The sequence below is a fragment of the Niveispirillum sp. genome (assembly GCF_017996735.1).
In the GTDB taxonomy this organism is placed as follows: Bacteria; Pseudomonadota; Alphaproteobacteria; order Azospirillales; family Azospirillaceae; genus Niveispirillum.
Genome location: NZ_JAGOGJ010000002.1, coordinates 21,355 through 40,147, shown reverse-complemented (window position 1 = coordinate 40,147; position 18,793 = coordinate 21,355). Strand labels below are relative to the sequence as shown.

General features: G+C 62.4%; 10 protein-coding genes. All 10 read left to right on the top strand.

Translation table 11 applies throughout. The features are described from left to right. Positions 1-26: 26 nt before the first annotated feature. The 10 genes from KBA48_RS01160 to KBA48_RS01115 all read left to right on the top strand — a co-directional run bounded on the left by KBA48_RS01160 (position 27) and on the right by KBA48_RS01115 (position 18,778). On the top strand, positions 27-1,094 hold the full coding sequence (locus tag KBA48_RS01160) for a class I SAM-dependent methyltransferase (RefSeq protein WP_292902935.1): 1,068 nt from the start codon (positions 27-29) through the stop codon (positions 1,092-1,094). Between the two features lie 40 nt (positions 1,095-1,134). Next, positions 1,135-2,595: a flippase gene (locus KBA48_RS01155; protein ID WP_292902933.1), complete on the top strand. Its 1,461-nt coding sequence runs from the start codon at positions 1,135-1,137 to the stop codon at positions 2,593-2,595. Between the two features lie 5 nt (positions 2,596-2,600). After that, complete coding sequence (locus tag KBA48_RS01150; RefSeq protein WP_292902932.1) at positions 2,601-3,560, top strand: glycosyltransferase family 2 protein; 960 nt, start codon at positions 2,601-2,603, stop codon at positions 3,558-3,560. Between the two features lie 587 nt (positions 3,561-4,147). Continuing rightward, the gene (locus KBA48_RS01145) at positions 4,148-10,609 is read left to right on the top strand and encodes a hypothetical protein (RefSeq protein WP_292902930.1); all 6,462 of its coding nucleotides are present in this window, start codon (positions 4,148-4,150) and stop codon (positions 10,607-10,609) included. A 122-nt stretch (positions 10,610-10,731) separates the two neighbouring features. Beyond that, positions 10,732-12,843: a glycosyltransferase family 9 protein gene (locus tag KBA48_RS01140; protein ID WP_292902928.1), complete on the top strand. Its 2,112-nt coding sequence runs from the start codon at positions 10,732-10,734 to the stop codon at positions 12,841-12,843. Positions 12,844-12,879: 36 nt separating this feature from the next. Next, a complete protein-coding gene (locus KBA48_RS01135) occupies positions 12,880-13,284 on the top strand; it encodes a hypothetical protein (protein WP_292902927.1) in 405 nt (134 codons plus the stop codon). Between the two features lie 63 nt (positions 13,285-13,347). Then, on the top strand, positions 13,348-15,051 hold the full coding sequence (locus tag KBA48_RS01130; protein ID WP_292902926.1) for a glycosyltransferase family 4 protein: 1,704 nt from the start codon (positions 13,348-13,350) through the stop codon (positions 15,049-15,051). Then, entirely contained in the window at positions 15,048-16,274 is a 1,227-nt protein-coding gene (locus KBA48_RS01125; RefSeq protein ID WP_292902924.1) for a glycosyltransferase family 4 protein, read from the top strand. Before KBA48_RS01130 ends, KBA48_RS01125 begins: the two co-directional genes overlap by 4 nt. A 14-nt stretch (positions 16,275-16,288) precedes the next feature. After that, positions 16,289-16,849 (top strand): hypothetical protein, encoded by a 561-nt coding sequence (locus tag KBA48_RS01120; RefSeq protein ID WP_292902922.1) that lies wholly within the window; start codon positions 16,289-16,291, stop codon positions 16,847-16,849. 162 nt (positions 16,850-17,011) lie between these two features. Next, on the top strand, positions 17,012-18,778 hold the full coding sequence (locus tag KBA48_RS01115) for a type I secretion system permease/ATPase (RefSeq protein ID WP_292902921.1): 1,767 nt from the start codon (positions 17,012-17,014) through the stop codon (positions 18,776-18,778). Positions 18,779-18,793: the final 15 nt, after the last annotated feature.

Below are 18,793 nucleotides of genomic sequence, written 5' to 3'. Positions count from 1 at the left end.
CCGATCCGAAGTTGAAAGCGTTGTCGATGAGACTTGATGAACCCTGGCCGGAAAATGAGCTGGAGACGTTGGGCAAGTGCCCCGTCTGCGGTTCGGCGGAGCGTGACGTGTTGCTGGACGGGTTGCACGACATGGCTTTCCGCGTCGCGCCAGGCCGCTGGACCCTGTGGCGGTGTGGCGGCTGCGCGGCCGCCTACCTCGACCCCCGCCCGGCGGCCGCGTTCATCGTCAAGGCCTATGAGCGCTATTACACCCATGGGGAAAGCGAGGCTTTCCGCCTGGACCCGCCGGGTCCGCTGGATTTGCGCACCCGTTTCATCACGGGCGTCCGCAACGCGTGGCTGAACCGCCGGTATGGCGCCAAGCTGCCCTGGGCGCTGCCCTTTGGCTGGCTGCTGGCGGGGTTGTTCTCGGACCGGCAGCGGCGTGTAGAACAGTTGATCCGCCATTTGCCGCCGCCCAAGGGCCGCAAGCTGATTCTGCTGGATGCCGGATGCGGCAGCGGTGACTTCCTGCGCACAGCCGGGCAGTTGGGCTATCAGGCCATGGGGCTGGATTTTGACCAGGAAGCCGTGGCGCGCGGCAAGGCCGCCGGGCTGGATATCCGCCAGGGGTCGCTGCCGGGCACGGGGTTGCCGCCGGAAAGCGTCGATTACATCACCGTCAGCCACGTACTGGAGCATCTGCATGATCCGGTCGGGACGCTGAGGGAGATGTACGAACTGTTAAAGCCCGGCGGCTGTCTCTGGATCACCCAGCCGAACCTCTCCGCCCTGGGCTTGACGGAGTTCGGCGTGGCGTGGCGGGGGCTGGAACCTCCCAGACATCTGACGCTGTTCGAGCCGGCGGGATTGATGACGCTGTTGCTGGAGATCGGGTTCGAGCAGGTGACCCTGCATGATGCGGTTCCCCAGGCTGATTTCTATTACCGGCAGAGCCGCGCCCAGCAATTGGGACATGATCCTTACCAGCCGGGCCCCACGCCCGGATGGTCATCCGAATGGGACGCCCGCGCCGCGGCGGCCGACGCGGCGGCGGCGCAGGATTCACGTCTTTCCGAAGCCTTGACCATCACGGGCCGAAAGCCGGCCTGATCATGCTGACGATCCGCAGCGCCCTCTGGAGTGCGCCGTTTTGACCGATTCTGGTCTGAAGAAGAATTTCGTTTATACCGTTGTTGGTATGGCCACTCCTGTCGTCGTGGCCCTGGCCACCATCCCTGTCTACATCCACCATATCGGGGAAGAGCGGTACGGGGTCCTGTCGATCGTCTGGCTGCTGTTGGGCTATTTCGGCTTTCTGGACATGGGCTTGTCGCGCGCTTCGGCGAATGCGCTGGCCAAGTTGCGCGACGCGCCGGACGAGGCCCGGTCAAGGGTCTTCTCATCGTCGCTCTATCTCAATCTCGCCCTGGGCGTGGTCGGGGGCGCGGTGATCTATTTCGCGGGCGGCTATCTGTTCCGGACCCAGTTCAACCTGACCGAGGCGCTTTGGGATGAACTGGCCCGGGGCATGCCGTGGGTGGCGGCGATGCTGCCGCTGGCCCTGGCATCAGGGGTCGGTATCGGGGCGCTTGAATCGCGGGAACGTTTCCTTTCCGTCAACCTTTTGCAGATGTCCGGATCGGCGGCGGGACAGGTAGTGCCGGCGCTGTGCGCAGTGTTTGTTTCGCCGTCGCTGGAATGGGTGATCCCCGCCGCTTTCGCCACACGTCTGCTGACCACGGTGCAGATCTTCTGGCACCTCTCGCGGGTCGACCGCTTGCGTCTCACGGGCTATGACCGGGGGCAGGGGCGTTCGCTTTTCCGCTATGGTGCCTGGATTTCCGTGTCGAATATCGTCGGCCCCATCCTGACCTCCCTGGATCAGTTCGTCATCGGATCGAAATTGGGGCCGGCCGCCGTGTCGCATTATTCGGTGCCGATGAACCTGACGACCCGGGTCCAGATCATCGCCGCGGCCCTGTCGCGCGCGGCCTTCCCCCGCCTGTCGCGATACAGCAGGGAAGAGGCGGTGGATCTGACCGAACGGTCGATCCGGGGCTTGGCCTATCTGTTCGGGGCGGCCTGCGCTGGTGCGCTTTTCCTTGTGGAACCGTTTCTCGCGCTTTGGATCTCGCCCGCGTTCGGGCAGGTGGCGACGCCGGTCGCCCATATCCTGCTGACGGGGGCCTGGATCAACGGGCTGGCCTTCGTGGCCCTGTCGCTGCTGCAGGGGCAGGGGCGTCCCGACCTTCCGGCCAAGATGCATGTGCTGGAACTGCTCCCCTTCATCGGCGTCCTGTGGTTCCTGATCGATCGGTTCGGTCTTCCCGGCGCGGCGGCGGCCTGGGTGTTGCGTGTGGCTGTCGATGCGCTGTTGATGTTTCATCTAGCCGGTCTGCGCTGGCGGCGTCTCTGGACCCTGTTGCCCGCGGGGCTGCTGCTGCTGCTGGCACAAGCGGCGGTCGGCTTCTGGTCGCCCGGGCTGCTGCAGGGGCTGCTGGCGGGTATCGCCGCGGGCACCATGGTCATCATTGTCGGGCTGGCTGTCGACAGACCGTTGCGTGCGACGGTCGGCGTCGTATGGCGGCGCGTTGGCGGGCGAGGGAGATGACGGCCATGTCACCGAGCGTGGATATCCTGCTGGCGACCTACAATGGCGCCCGTTACCTGCCGGAGATGCTGGCCTCCCTGGATGCGCAGACCGGCATCGATTTCCGAATTCTGGTGCGGGATGACGGATCGACCGACGGGACCCGGGATATCCTGGCGGCTTGGGCGGCCCGACAGCCGCAGCGGGTCCGGCTGTTGCCCGTCGACGCGCCGACCGGCAGCGCGTCGGGTAATTTCGGGCGCCTGATGCTGGCTTCCACGGCAGATTATGTGTTGTTTGCCGATCAGGATGATATCTGGCTGCCCACCAAGGTGGCGGCGACAGTTGATGCCATCCGCGCGGCGGAGCGCGACCTGGGGGGGGCGGGCCGGCCCGCCATGGCTTTTTGCGACCTCAAGCTGGTCGATGGCGAGGGGCGGACGCAGCAGGAGAGCTTCCGGCGGTTCCTGGGATTGGATCTCCCGGCTGATGTGCGCTTCGAACGGCTGCTGCTGCACAATGTGGTCACGGGCTGTGCCATGGGCGTCAACCGGGCCGCGCTGGAGGCCTGTGGACAGGTTCCCGCAGAAGCGGTGATGCATGACTGGTGGCTGGCCCTGTTGTGCAGTGGATTGGGGACGATCCGGACCATGCCCGAATGCCTGATCGATTACCGTCAGCATGATGGCAACGTTGTCGGGGTGAAGCCCAGTAACCCGTTGGCGACTCTGCCGGGCTTCCGCCGGCTGTCGGCGATCCATGCCAATATCCGGGCCTATCGCCGCTGGCTGCAGGGCCTCTATCGGCAGGCCGCCCTCTTCAGGGGGCGCCATGGTGACCGGTTGGCCCCACGCGACAGGGTGATGCTGGATGCGTTCTCCGGGCTTGCGGATCAGGGGCCGGTGGCCCGGCGCCTGACGGTCCTGCGTCATGGCTTCCGTCTGAAAACGATTTTCCAGACGATGGGCTTCCTGGCGCGGATGTGACCAGGTCCTGACCCTGCCAGGGTTCGGACAGACAGCCGGGAATCGCGAACGGGTTTTTCCGCGTCGCGGTGTATTTTCCGAAGACAGGGGCTTGCACCGGCATCCGCGCCGGTCATTAATCCGAGGTCGGATGTGTTCACCAACACTTCTACCCATGGTGTTGCATAATGGCACCACTGACGGGGTAGTCCATTTTTGTGTTTTTTATCAATACACTATTCAGCTTTCTTCAAGTTTGCGCGCCTATCAGCGACCTCATGTTAAAGAGTTGCTATACAAAACCTCATTCTTGGCGGTTTCGCAGTGCATTTGCCGCTTGCATCAAGAATGTACCTCGCATAAAGAACCTAACGACGCATAACGTGTGGGGAGCGTTTTTGGGGTATGGTGTGGCCGAGCAAAATGTCTTCTGTCAGCTTTTTGCCAGTGCGTGCCGCCCTGTTCATGGCGGATGCCAACGTTTTATCCTATGCTTTGCGGGCGGAATCCCGTCTGCAAATAGGCTCTTTGGCTCGCCGCATTCCATGTTTCCAGTAACGGTCCCAGCAACGGTTAAGCGCGACCAAGCCTTTCCACGGAGATCTTAGATGGCTAGTCCCTCCATTTTCGTGTTCAACGAAGCCTACTATCTGGCTCAGAACAGCGATGTCGATGCCGCCGTCAAGGCCGGCGCGTACAAGTCCGGTCTGGAACATTGGCAGGCTTTCGGCGCCTCTGAGGGCCGCCTCGCTTCGGCGTTCTTCGACCTGCAGACCTACAAAGACAATAACCCGGATCTGAGCGCAGAGAACGGTTTCGTGACGGACGCCGATTATGTCCGCCATTTCACGACTTATGGCGTGAACGAAGATCGTATCTTCTTGAGCCCGGCCGTCTTCAACGCCGACATCTATGCCGCTCAGAACCCGGATCTGGAGGCTAACGGGATCTCCGGCCGTCTGGCCCTGGAGCAGCATTTCCGTTCCAACGGCGTGTACGAAGGCCGCGTGTCGAAGGCTGATTTCGATCCGGTTGCCTACATCAACGCTGAGACTGACCTGAAGGCCCTGCTGGATGCCGGCGGGAACATTGGCGGCTACGGCAAGGCCGACATCGTCAAGGCCGGCTGGTTCCACTACCTGAACTGGGGTATTGGCGAAGGCCGTCCGGTTCCGGCGCCGAATCCGACCGTGACCGTGACCCCGGGCTCGTCCTTCGTGACCGAAGGTCAGGACGCCGTGTTCACCGTGACGCTGTCCATCCCGCTGTCCCATGATGTGACCTACACATTCAACGTGACGGGCGACACCAAGGGTGGCGCTCTGAACGCCGCTTCCGCTTCCGATTTCGGCTCGGTGACCGGTCAGGTCACGATTCCGGCCGGTTCGACCTCCTGGCAGTTCAAGGTTACCCCGACCGCCGACGGCGTGACGGAAGGCCTGGAAGGCTTCAAGGTCACCCTGTTCGATATCAACCTGACGCCGGTCAAGACCTCTGACGTTGTCGGCATCACCGACGCCGCCGCGCCGGTGACCCCGAAGACCATCACCCTGACCACCGGTGCCGATGCTGGCACAGCCTTCGTCGGCGACACCGCCAACGATACCTTCATCGGTGCGTTCAACCTGACGGCTGAAAACGCCCAGGACACCACGACCACCACCCTGACCGCTGGCGACAGCCTGGTCGGTGGTGCTGGTACGGACACGCTGTCGATTTCCGTGGCGGGTGGTTCTTCCGGTACGGCGTCGGGTTCGGTTACGCCGACCCTGATCGGGATTGAGCGTATCGTTGTGTCCAGCTCGCTGGGTGCCAGCGGCGGGACCGGCAGCACGGCTTCCTTCGACCTGTCGCTGACCGACAGTGCGCTGACCAACATCAGCGTCGCGTCGTCTGTGAATGCCGCTTCGACCCTGGAATTCGCCAACCTGCAGAAGCTGGTTGCCGTCGATGCCAAGGGCGCCGGTAATGTCAGCCTGAACTTCGCCACGTCGGTGGTGTCGGGTTCGGGTGACGCCCTGGCTCTGTCGCTGGGTGGTGTTGGTTCCTCCGGCGCGCTGGCCACCTACAATGCCAATGGCATTGAGGTGCTGAACATTGCCTCGTCCGGCGCTGGCAACTTTGTGCAGCTCGGTACGGGCATCTCCAGCAACGACAAGCCGGTGACGGTCAATGTCAGCGGCCCGGCGGCGACCACGCTGAACCTGGGTGCTGGTACGGCCATCACCGCCGTGAATGGCTCCGGTCTGACCGCTGCCCTGACGGTGAACTCGATCTCGGGTGATCATGTCACGATCACCGGTGGTTCGGGCGACGACACGTTCGATTTCGGCACCGGCTTCAATGCCGCCACCGTTTCGGGCGGTTCGCAGCTTGACGTCATCAATGGTGGCGCCGGTCGCGATACGCTGAAGATCAATGCCGCCAGCACCGTTGCCGATGCCGCTTTCGGTAATGTCAGCTCGATCGAAGTGCTGAGCCTGTCGGGTTCCAGCGCCGTGACGCTGGGTGCTGCCGCTCAGACCGCCGGCATCGTGTCGGTGACCGAATCGGGTTCCGGCAATGTCTCCCTGGTTGTCGGTACCGGTTACACGGGCAGCCTGGCGGTTACGCTGGGTGGTTCGACCGGCACGGATAGCGTGGTTGTCTCCGCCAGCGGTTCCGCCACGGTGACCGTCAATGCGACGGTGACCAGCGCCGGTGCCGGCCTGACCGGTACCACCATCACTGCCGGCACCGGCACGGGCCAGACCAGCGATACGCTGGTTATCACGGCTTCTGGTACCGGTGCGCTGGCGGCTACGCTGAGCAGCGGCATCACTGGTGTTGACAAGATCGTTGTGCAGTCGACGGGCGGCGCCACGGGCCTCACCCTGACCACGCACAATGACAATGTCGCCGCCAGCGGCACGCTGGTTGTTGACGGCGGCGCGCTGGGTACCGGTTTCGGCCTGACCCTGAACAGCACCGCTGAAACCAACGGCAAGCTGCTTGTCACCGGTGGTGCGGGTGCCGACACGATCACGCTTGGTTCCGGCAACAACACCGTGTTCGGTGGTGCGGGTAACGACACGATCGACGCGTCGGCCGGTGGTAACAATGTCCTGTCGGGCGGCGATGGCGATGACACGTTCATCCTGTCCGGCGCGCTGACCTCGGGCGTTGTCATCGACGGCGGTTCGGGCATCGACACCCTGTACCTGTCCAGCGGCACGGTCACCTCGGCCATGCTGACGGGCGTGGTCAATGTTGAGCGTCTGGTGTTCAGCGGCGAAGCCATCCTGAACTCCCCGATCCAGTTCAACACCTTCGACCTGAGCGCCAATTCCGGTGCTGATACGCTGACGCTGGCTTCGGGTTACACCGGCGCCACGACGGTGACCCTGGGTTCTGGTGACACGGTCGTTAACACCGGCGCCAATGTCGCGCTGACCGTTAATGTCACCGATGCCGCCATGGGTGCCGCTGGCACGCAGGTGATCTTCGGCGGTTCGGGCACCGATACGCTGAACCTGACCGGCGCCACTGCTGGCATCAGCGGCAGCGCCACGGCTGTGACCCTGCATGCCGCGAGCAACGTCGAAATCATCAACATCATTGATGCTGGCGATGGTTCGGGCACGGGTGCCACGGGCGCTGGTAAGGACGTCTCGCTGACGCTGGCATCTGGTTATGCCAAGTCCGTGACCGTCGATGCTTCCTCGCTGGATGCTGGTGCGTCGGGCCTGGATGAGACCTTCACCTTCAACGCGTCGCTGTCCTCCGGCACCGTGACGGTGACGGGTGGCGCGGCCGCCGACAGCATCACCGGCAGCGCCGGCAATGACGTGCTGAGCGGTGGCGCTGGCAACGACCTGCTGATCGCCGGTTCCGGCTTCGATCGTCTGGATGGTGGTGACGGCGACGACACGCTGTCCTTCGGTCTGTTCTTCGACGGTAACGACACGGTTGCCGGCGGTTCGGGCACCGACACCCTGTCGGTCGATCAGACCAGCGGTCTGGGCGATCTGGCCTTCCTGAACGTCACCAGCGTTGAGCGTCTGTCTCTGGCCGATAATTCCGGTCAGGTCACCCTCGACACCCGCGCTCAGGCGGCTGGCATCAACACCGTGGTGCTGGCTGATGGTAGTGGTGCTGTCAAGGTCAATGCTGCGGGCTTCTCTTCTGGCGTGACCTTCCTGGCGTCGCTGAACGATGGCAATGTGGATCTGACCGGTGGTGCGGGCAGCGACGTCTTCACCTTTACTGGCGATGCGGACCTGAACTCGGCAGACAAGCTGGTGGGTGGTTCGGGTTACGACACGGTCGTCATCGGCAATGGCGCCGGCACCTCCGGTTCGGGCGTTGCCTTCGAAGGCACGCTGGGCTCCGGCGTCGTCGGGATCGAGCAGATCACGGTTGTTGACGCCGCCACGGGCACGGGCAGCACGGGTACCGTGACGCTGACGCTGAACAATGGCTTCAACAGCGGTGCTGCTGTTCTGGTCGATGCACAGGCTCTCAACGGCACCGGCGAATCCTTCAGCTTCACCAATGAAGGTTCGGGCCGCGTGACGGTTCTGGGTGGTGCTGGCAGCGACGAGATCTACGGTGGTTCCGCTGCCGACAGCATCTCGGGTGGCGCTGGTAACGACTATATCGATGGTGGCGCCGGTAACGACGTCCTCGTCGGTGGCGACGGCGATGATACGCTTGTCGGTGGTTCGGGTGTCGACACGCTGACCGGCGGCGCCGGCAATGACGTGTTCGTCGTCAGCCCGGGCACCTCGACCAGCACCGGCGTCGACGTGATCACGGACTTCTCTTCGGGTGACGTCATTCGTCTGGACTTGACCCTGTCGGGTGATTTCCGCGTCGACAACACCTTCAAGGGCGCCAGCGGCACCTATGCTGAAGCTCTGTCGCTGCTGACCGGTCAGAACGGCACCAACCGCGGCCAGTATGTCTACATCACCAGCACCAACCAGCTGGTTGTGGACGTCGATGGCAACGGTCTGCTCCAGGGCGATGATCTTTATCTGACCCTGCAGGGCACCACGGGTCTGACCACCTCGGCGGTCGCTCTGAACCTGACGGTGGGTGACTCGTCCGGTACGGGTGTCGTCATCGGCGGCGCTACCAACCGTGACACCGTAAACCACACGGGTACCGGTACTGTTGAGCTGACCTCGGTCGAAAACTACAACGGTGACGGTGCCACGTATAACTATGTGGTTCTGAAGGATGCGACGGCCATCGCGGTTAGCGATACGTCGGGTCTGACCCTGACCGGGTTCTCCGGTGCTGACACGATCGCTGTCAAGTCGGCTGTCACCAACCACACCTACGATCTGGGTAGCGGTAACGACACCATCACGTTCAGCGGTGCCGTCACCAGCGCCACGATCACCGGCGGCGCCGGCAACGACACGGTTACCTTCCTCAGCACCGGCGGCAACACCGCTCGCTTGTCTGATGTGGAAACGGTTGTTGGTTCGTCCGGTGTGGACGCTGTCACGCTCAGCGGCACGACGGCGATCACGGTTACCGATAATGGTGGTGGCTTCACGGTTACCGGTGCGGTGGGTGCTGATACCATCACGATCGGTTCCGGCAACACCGGCGCCATCACGGTGGTCGATAGCTCCGGTGGCTTCACGATCAACGGTTCGACGGGTGCGGACCTGATCTCCCTGTCCGGTACCGGTTCGGGCACCGTGGTCGGTGGTGACGGTAACGACACGCTCACCCTGTCCGTGGCGACGACCGGCGTTGTCTTCTCCGGTGGTTCGGGCGATGACGTTCTGGTCCTCACCAGCGGTTCCACCGGTGTTGTCTACACTGGCGGCGACGGCACCGACAGCGTGACCTTCAGCGGCAGCGGTAACTCGGTGACGGTGAACGGGATCAACACGATCACTGCTGCCGCTTCGGGCGCCAACAGTGTGATCCTGGGTGCGGGTGACACTGGTGGCTTCACGGTGGTAACCAACGGCACTGGCGGCTACGTGATGGTCATGGGTTCGACCGGCGCGGATGTTGTCACCCTGAGCGGCGCAACCGGTGCGATCATTGTTAGTGATGCCTCCGGTGGCTTTACGGTTTCCGGTAGTGCAAACGACGACTATGTCGGCATCGTGAACACCGGCGCGCTGACTGTGACGGACACTGGCGGCAACCTGTTCCTGTTGGCTACGACGGGCAACGTCATCGAAAACGTTACGCTGAACGGCACCTCGACCTCTGTCACGGTTAGTGATAGCGGTGGTCTGTTCACGCTGACTGGCACGACCGGTAACGACAACATCACGTTCTCTGGTCAGGCGTCCGGCGCGTCCTTCAACTTCTCCCTGGGCAGCGGGAACGACACGCTGACGGTCACGGGTAGCGGTGGGGTCACCGGTTCGGTCGATGGTGGTTCGGGTACGGATGCCCTGGTCTTCGCGTCCTCGGGTCAGATCGTTACCATCACCAACATCGACTCGGTTACTGGCAGCAGCGGCGTGAACACGGTGGTGCTGGGTGATGCCGGCAGCGACGTGATCCTGGTCGGTGGTGCCACCCACACGGGTGCCACCACCACCTTCACCTCCTGGACCTCGGGCGATGTCATCGACCTGGGTACGGGTGGCGCTGATACGATCGTCTTTGGTACGGGCTTCGAGACGACGGTGAGTGGCCTGACGTTCAGCGGCTTCGACGCCGGTGCGACGACGGGCGACGTGCTGAACTTCGATGCTCTGGCCGATGGTACTGTGACCGCTGGCTTTGGCAACGGTTCCGGTATTGTCTTGGCGAACCTGACTACCGGTGCGACCAGCTTTGATCTGGGTGTTGTGATCGGCCAAACCTTCGGTACCGGTAATATCGGTACCGGCAACACTGAGATCAACTTCTCCACGGGCAGCGGTCACATCGTTCTGTTGGCAGCCAGCGGCGGTGATTCGGCCTTCCAGGTTTACTTGGTGGACTCGTCGCTGGATGGCACCGGCGCAAGCTTCTCGGCCGATGATGTCCGTCTCCTCGGTACGGTCAATCTGGCCGCTTCCAACACGGTCAACGACCTGGATATCAGCAACTTCGTGATCTAAATCACCGAAGTTACCCCTGAAGAAACGGGTTGAGTTAAGGAAGCCCGCCGCTCCCGAGAGGGGGCGGCGGGTTTTCTACAAGCGGCGTACAGCAAAAATCTGGATACGGTCGAAGGGTTCCCATGCACGCGTTTCTGGTTGCAGAAGATTTCACCCTCAGCACATCCCGTTTCACTCGGCGCTATCTGGGCGGGACAATGCAGGGTGAGGTGCCGCTCGACCGGCTGATCATCGATATCGGGGCCGAAGCCGATATGGTCCGCAAGGCCATGGAGCAGGATTACAAGAACAAGCAGCCCAAAGATGAGATCCTGGACCTGAACACGTCCGGCGACGGCGACAAGCCGGAGGGCCCGACCGGTTCGGGGGACGGCGACGGCAAGCCGGCGATGCCGCAGTTCCTGACGACCGTCAATGAAGGTGCGTTGCTGAGCTGGTCTGGTTTGCCGCCACGGCTGGGCCGCGTATCAAGCCGTTTTTTCGGTGACGGTCTGTTCCGGCATCCCGATGACGGCGATGTCCTGGCCATGCAGTTGCAGGCGTTGAAGGCGCGGCACCCGGGCCGCAAGCATTTCCACCTGGCGGTGGTGAACGCTTTCGGTACCAATCTCGGTGATACGATGCTGGGTATGACGGCCTTGCGTTACATCGCCAAATACTTGAAGCAGCATCTGGATAGTTTTGTCATTGATCTTCTGCTCGGCGCCAATGCCGGGGTGGCAAATTTCGACATTGCCGGGCATGACGACTGGGTGGGTGACCAGCATCTGATCGGCCCGAGCATTCTGGATTTCGGGCGGTATGACGCCTATTTCGATTTTAGTGGGCTGATCGCACTGCCCCGCATCACGGAAATGGCCATTTCCGACTGGTACCTGTGGTGGTGCGGCCTGGATCCGGCGGCGGTGCCGGCACCGGACAAGCGCAACATCATGCATCACCAATGGCCAATCTGGCAGGAAGTGACGCGTATCCTGCAGGGCATCAAGGGCAAGAAGATCTTCTTCAATCCCAAGGCCAGCGTGCCATTGCGAACCTTTGCCGATGATCATGTGCCGAAGTTCCTGAAGCGGCTGCTGAAGGTGGCGCCCGACGTCACGATCATCATTGATCGGGAGATCAAGCTGGACCATCCGCGTCTGGTCAACCTTTCCAAGGAAATCAATTCGGCCACCAAGTTCGCGGCTCTGGTTGCCCATATGGACGGCATGATCAGCGTCGACAGTTTTGCGCTGCACGCGGCGGATTGCGCCAATGTGCCCAGTGTCGGCCTGTTCGCCTCAATCGATCCCTATGCCTATCCCTATTATCCCCATCACAAGGGCATTCTGATCCCGGATGGGGAGACCTTGCCGGCGTATAAGCGGTTCAAGACCAACACCGACGAGGAATGGAACGAGATCAAGGACGTCTATACGGAGGCCTGGAGCCGTCTGGATGCGGAAGAGGTTTACAAGCTTCTGCAGGAACGGATGGCGGCCCGTGGCAGCGCGCCCGGCCATAACGGCACACGGATGGTTTTTGGCCAGCATCAGAAGGCGCGCTACCGTCAAACGGGCCATGGTCGTTTCCTGCCCTATGAAAACACACCGGACGTCTGGACCCGCGCGCAGCAACGGCTGATCGAGATTTCCCGAAACCTGATCCGGCCCCGCAGCCGGGTGATCATGGTGACGCCCGGTCAAAGCATGTTGCCGGTTGCCATTGCGCAGCATCTTGAGCATTCGGGTCATCTTGACATTTTCGAGCCGCGCGAAGCCCGCCGCCGGCTGATTGACATGGATATCCTGGACAAGGCCGCCAACGGCGTGCATGTCGAATATCATGACACGATCCCCGGCAAGGTGGAGCAGGCCGGGTTCCCGGGTGAGGATGTGCTGGCCGAAACCAATCCCGCCATCTGGGGCCGGATGAACCGGAAGAAGGGTGTCAAGCCGGTCAGCATCGACAGTATGGACCTACAGGTGCTGAACAGCCTGATCCTGACGGCGCCGGCGCATTGGAAGCTGGCGCTGGAGTCGGCGATGGGGACCTTGGAACGCCTGAAAACCCCGGTGCTGATCGGTCCGCTCTCCGTATTGCAGGATGTGCGAGACATCGCCACGATGCTGATGCCGATCAAATATCAATGCTGGGTCGAACAGCTTGAGCCTGGAAAATCAGAGACGACGATCCTGCTGGCCGTGGGTGACCAGGTGAAGGTCCAGGGCCTGAAGCGTGTGCAATTTAGCTGACCGCTGGTACCGGCAGCTCATCAAGGGAGTGGACCCATGTCCAAGAGCTGGACCGATATTCCCCTTCTGCCTGTGGCCTGGGGTGAGGTTTTTGACAAATGGACCATCCTGGTCATCAAGGAGGCCCGCATCGGCGATCCGGAGAAGGTTCGCAATGTCAACCGCGAGCGGGTGGAAATCGAGAAGGTCGTTGGCGACCGCGCGCAGTTCCCGGCCGGTCTTGATGCGCTGGTCGATGCGCTGCACGATATCAATTCCCAGCTTTGGGACATTGAGGACGGCAAGCGCCGCTGCGAACGGGAAAAGACCTTCGGCGACGATTTTATCCATCTGGCGCGGCAGGTCTATATGAAGAACGACGAACGCGCCCGTATCAAGAAGGACATCAACCTGCTGCTGGGCAGCGCGATTGTTGAGGAAAAATCGTACAAGCCCTATTGAGGGTGGAGGGGCAGGCCGGCCAATGCCTCGGCGGTTGCGCCACACCCCGAGCGGAGATTGGATTTGACAGGTAATGCCGCGATTTTCTTCCATCCGGAAGGATTCGATACAAAGAGCCCCAAGCTGATGGGCCGGCATGCCGCCGGAGAGGGGTTCCTGCGCGGCTGGGTTCGTCACGGTGGTTTCGAGGCGTTGCATTGTCAGGTCGGTGATATCCGCCATGCCGAGGCGTTCGGGGCTGAAGTCCGCGCGCTGGGCTGGCGTGGGCCGGTCCATGCCCATCGCCAGGAGATGCCGGAAACGCTGTCTGCCGCCGGCGGCGTGATCCTCCCGGGGCCGAATATCGGTCAGCATGCCTGGGCCCGGCGTGCCCGTGTCCGGCCGGACGCCTTCTCGGTTCTGGGCCTGACGCATACGACCGCGTCCAGTTCTGCCCTGGATCATATTGGGGACCTGCTGATCGCCCCCGTCGAGGAGTGGGACGCCCTGATCTGTACGTCGCAAGCCGTGAAGAGCATGGTGGTCCAGACCCTGACGGATCAGGCATCCTATCTGGCGGAGCGTTTGTCGGTTCCGTCCACGGCGCGCCTGCGCCTGCCGCAGCTTCCCGTCATACCGCTGGGGGTGGCGTGCGACCGGTATGAACATAGGCCTGACCTGCGTCAGGCCTGGCGCGATCGGTTGGCTATCAGCGAAGCCGATGTCGCGGTTCTTTTCATGGGGCGGCTCAGTTTCCATGCCAAGGCGCACCCCATGGCGATGTATACCGCCCTGCAGAATGCGCGGTCGGCCCTTCCGCCCGGTGGACGCCTGCATCTGATCGAGGCAGGCTGGTTCGCCAGCAAACATATCCAAGACGCCTATGACCAGGCGGTCGCGCTGCTTTGCCCGGATATCGTGCATCACGTACTGGATGGCCGGGATCATAGTGTGCGTGACGGCATCTGGCATGCGGCCGATATCTTCTGCTCCCTGTCCGACAACATACAGGAGACATTCGGCCTTACCCCGATCGAGGCGATGGCGGCGGGCCTGCCCTGTGTCGTGTCCGATTGGAACGGCTACAAGGAAACGGTGCGCGACGGTATCGACGGGTTCCGGGTCTCCACCTGGATGCTGCCATCGCCGTTGGGGACCGGCATGGCGGAGCGGCATGCCCTTGGCGTCGACAGCTATGACATGTATTGCGGCAAAAGCTGTCAGTTTGTCAGTGTCGATGTGGAGCAGACCACACAGGCGTTCCGGACACTGATCGCCGATCCCGGCCTGCGCCGCCGTATGGGCGATGCTGGCCGTCGCCGCAGCCGGGAAACATTCGACTGGCGCGTCGTGGTCGGTGCCTATAAGGACTTGTTAACTGAATTGGCGGCCCGCCGGGCAAGGGCGGCGATGGGATCATGGAAATCGCCGCCGCTGGGGGCCGCCTGGCCACTGCGCCCCGACCCGTTCCGCAGCTTCGCGCATTATCCCACGCATCTGCTGGCGCTTGACACACTGGTGGGCAAGACGGAAATGCCCGCCGACCGGTTGGAGGCTGTTTATACCAGCGGCATGGTCAACTATGCCCATGCCGCTCTTCCGGGGCTCGCGGTCTTGAAGTCCGTATTGTCTTTTCTTCCGGAAGGGGCCGCTGTGTCGGTTCGTAACCTGGCGGCAGCTTGCGATGCCGGGACCAAGGCCAGTCTGGCGCCGGCCCTGCTGTTCCTGGCCAAATATGATTTTGTTCGCCTTTCGCCGCACGGCGGCGACAGCGGGGATGTGACATGAACATTTTATTCGTCCACCAGAATTTTCCCGGACAATTCAAGCATCTGGCGGCCGCGCTCGCCGCCCAGGGCCATCAGGTGCGTGCCTTTGCCATCAAGGGCGGGCCGCTTGGCGGCGTGAAGGTATATAATTACCCCGTCTCCCGGACATCCTCCGCCAATATCCATCCCTGGGCCGGAGATTTTGAGACGAAGCTGATCCGCGGCGAAGCCTGCGCAAGCGCCGCCCTTCGCATGCGGGGGGAGGGGTTTCAGCCCGATCTCATCGTCGGGCATCCGGGTTGGGGGGAGATGCTGTTCCTGAAGGAAATATGGCCCAAGGTTCCGCAACTGCACTTTCTTGAATTCTACTATAGCCCGACTGGCGCTGATGTCGGGTTCGATCCTGAATTCAAGAAGGATGACTGGCGCAGTCTGGCACGTGTTCGCGTCAAGAATGCCAACGGGTTACTGAACCTGGAAGTCATGGATGACGCGTACAGCCCCACCCAGTGGCAGCGCTCGTCCTTTCCGGCCCTGTATCAGCCCCGCATCGAGGTGATCCATGACGGGGTCGATACCGACCTGCTGACGCCGGCGTCGGCCCAAATCGGCGATTTCGGGCCCGACAAGATCACGCTGACGTCGGGGATGGAGATCGTCACCTTCGTCAACCGGAACCTGGAACCCTATCGCGGTTACCATATTTTCATGCGGGCCCTGCCGCGCATGCAAGCCCTGCGGCCGAACGCCATTTTCCTGCTCGTGGGGGGCGATGGCGTATCCTATGGGGCGGCGGCCCCGGAGGGGCAGACCTGGAAGAACATCTTCCTGGACGAGGTGAAGGATCGTGTCGATATGTCCCGGGTCTTTTTCCTGGGCAATCTTCCCTATCAGACATTTGTCGGCATCCTGCGGCTCAGCGCCGCCCATATCTATCTGACCTATCCGTTTGTGTTGAGCTGGTCCATGCTGGAGGCGATGAGCATGGGCGCCCTGGTGGTGGGCAGCCGGACACCGCCGGTGGAGGAAGTGATCGAGCATGGCAAGAACGGCCTGTTGGTCGATTTCTTCGATGGGGAGGGGCTCGCCGACCGGGTTGCCGATGTGTTGGCCAATCCGCACCACTATCACGGATTGCGGGAGGCCGCGCGCCGTACCATTATCGACCGGTATGATCTGCGCCGCCTGTGCCTGCCGCGTCAGATGGCGCTGGTGGAACGTGTTGCGGGCCATAAGGTCTGAAAGAGGAAACCGGTATGACAATGCTGGCAACGGCGATCGATGTCCGCTTCATTCCGGAGGAGGATCGGCTGGCACTGACCCTGCGGTCGGACAGCGAGAGTACTGAACTGCACATAACGCGGCGGATGACCCGTGCCGTCATGGCCGCCATGGTCGAATTGCTGATGCGGTCCAGCCGCGAGGTGGTGGCGGCGCCGGGGGAAAACCGCACCGATGTGCTGCTGTTCGAACATATGGAAGCCGCGGCAGGATGGCAGCGCAGTGAAGGGTCGGTCCATCCGGGCGGTCTGTCCACCCCCGCGCCCACCGCAGGTCCGGACGGGGTGCGGCAAACTGCTGCTCCTGCCGAATTATTGTCCAAGGTCGATGTCACGGTGGAGAAGGGCAATATGCGATTGCACTTCCACGACACCGCCGGCATCCGCGCACAGATCGAGCTGCCGCGTGAAAAGTCCCACCAGTTCCTGTCCATCCTGCGCGACATATCCGTTTTCGCCCAATGGGATATAAAGGAACTGGCCTGGATGGACCGCCGGTCGCAGTTTGTGATGCCCGAAGGGGCGCGGCTCAGTTGATCTGACGCATCTCGGCAATTGTTCCGATGCGCAGCGCGAGGGGCGCCATTGTGACATCAGCGACTTACTGATGTTGCCCTGCAGTACATGCGCGGATACAATGCCGGCGCGATTGAGCGGGTGGCCTCGTGCAGGCACCCCTTATATAAGGCAGACAGTGCTATGAGATTTGTCGGTTCCAACCGCCCCGCAGGCGCTGCATCTCCGCTGCGGCAGGCGTTACAGAAGTCCGCCCGGGCTTTTGCCTTTGTCGGGGTGTTCAGCTTCTTCGTTAATCTGCTGATGCTGACCTCGCCCATCTACATGTTGCAGGTCTATGACCGCGTGCTGACGGCGCGTAGCGAATCCACCTTGCTTTATCTCAGCGTCATCATCGGTGTGATGATGTTGGTCATGGCGTTGCTGGAGGTCATCCGGTCACGCGTGCTGGTCCGTGTCAGCGGCAAGATGGAGCAGGAACTGGGCTCGCGCGTTTTCGACGCGATCTTTGCCCTGAACCTGCGCATGCCGGCGGCCAACCGCAGCCAGTCGCTGCGCGACCTGGACAATGTGCGGCAGTTCATCACTTCGCAGGGGCCGTTCGCCTTTTTCGACGCCCCCTGGGCGCCGATCTTCATCGGCATCGTCTGCCTGATGCACCCGCTGCTGGGCCTGGTGGCCCTGGGCGGTGCGGTGATCCTGTTCGCGCTGGCCTATGCCACGGAAGTGGTGACGAAGAAGCCGCTGTCGGAAGCCAATGGCCATGCATTGCGGGCCACGGCCTTTGCCGAGGCCAGCCTGAAGAACAGCGAAGTGCTGGCGGCCATGGGCATGTTGCCCGGCATCCGTCGCCGCTGGCGGTCCAGCCAGGACCGGGCCATGCTGTTGCAGGCCGTGGCCAGCGACAATGCCGGCTTCATCAGCGCGATGACCAAGTTCACGCGTCTGGCGGTGCAGTCGGCCATCCTGGGCATGGGCGCCTATCTGGCGCTGGAGAATGAGATCACGCCCGGTGTCATGATCGCGTCCTCCATCATCATGGGCCGTGGTCTGGCCCCGGTGGAACAGGCCATTGGCTCCTGGAAGATGTTCGTCAATGCGCGTGGTGCCTATACCCGCCTGAACGAACTGCTGCGGGCGTTCGATACCGACAAGGAAACCATGGAACTGCCGCCGCCGCAGGGCAATCTGGCGGTGGAACGTGTGGTGGCGGTGCCGCCGGGTGGCAGCACGCCGACCATCAAGGGCGTCAGCTTCGGCCTTGCCGCCGGCGAGTCGCTGGCCATTGTCGGCCCCAGCGCCGCCGGCAAGTCCACCCTGGCCCGTCTCATGGTCGGTGTCTGGTCGGCGCATAGCGGCTCGGTCCGTCTGGACGGTGCCGATGTCTTTGCCTGGAACCATGAACAACTGGGCCCCCATATCGGGTATCTGCCCCAGGATGTTGAAATTTTCGACGGCACCATCAAGGAAAACATCGCCCGTTTCGGCGATGTTGATCCGGTGAAGGTGGTCGAGGCCGGCCAGTTGGCCGGGGTGCATGAGATGATCCTGCGCCTGCCCAACGGCTATGACACGCTGATCGGTCCGGGTGGCATTGCGCTGTCCGGTGGTCAGCGCCAGCGTCTGGGTCTGGCCCGGGCCGTCTATGGCGATCCGCGTTTCCTGGTTCTGGACGAACCGAACTCCAACCTGGACAGCGAGGGCGAGGCCGCCCTTGTCCAGGGGCTGGCCAAGCTGCGCGAACGCAAGGCCACGGTCGTCCTCATCTCCCACCGTCCCAGCATCATGAACCATGTCGACAAGATCCTGGTTCTGCGTGACGGGCTGGTGGAGATGTTCGGGCCCAAGCAGGAAGTGCTGACCCGCCTGACCCGCCCCGTGGCACAGCCGCAGGTGCAGCCTCAGCAGCCCCCGGGGCAGATCGCCTCTCCCGCCGGTGCGGGCGCCTGACGGCACCGCTGGTCG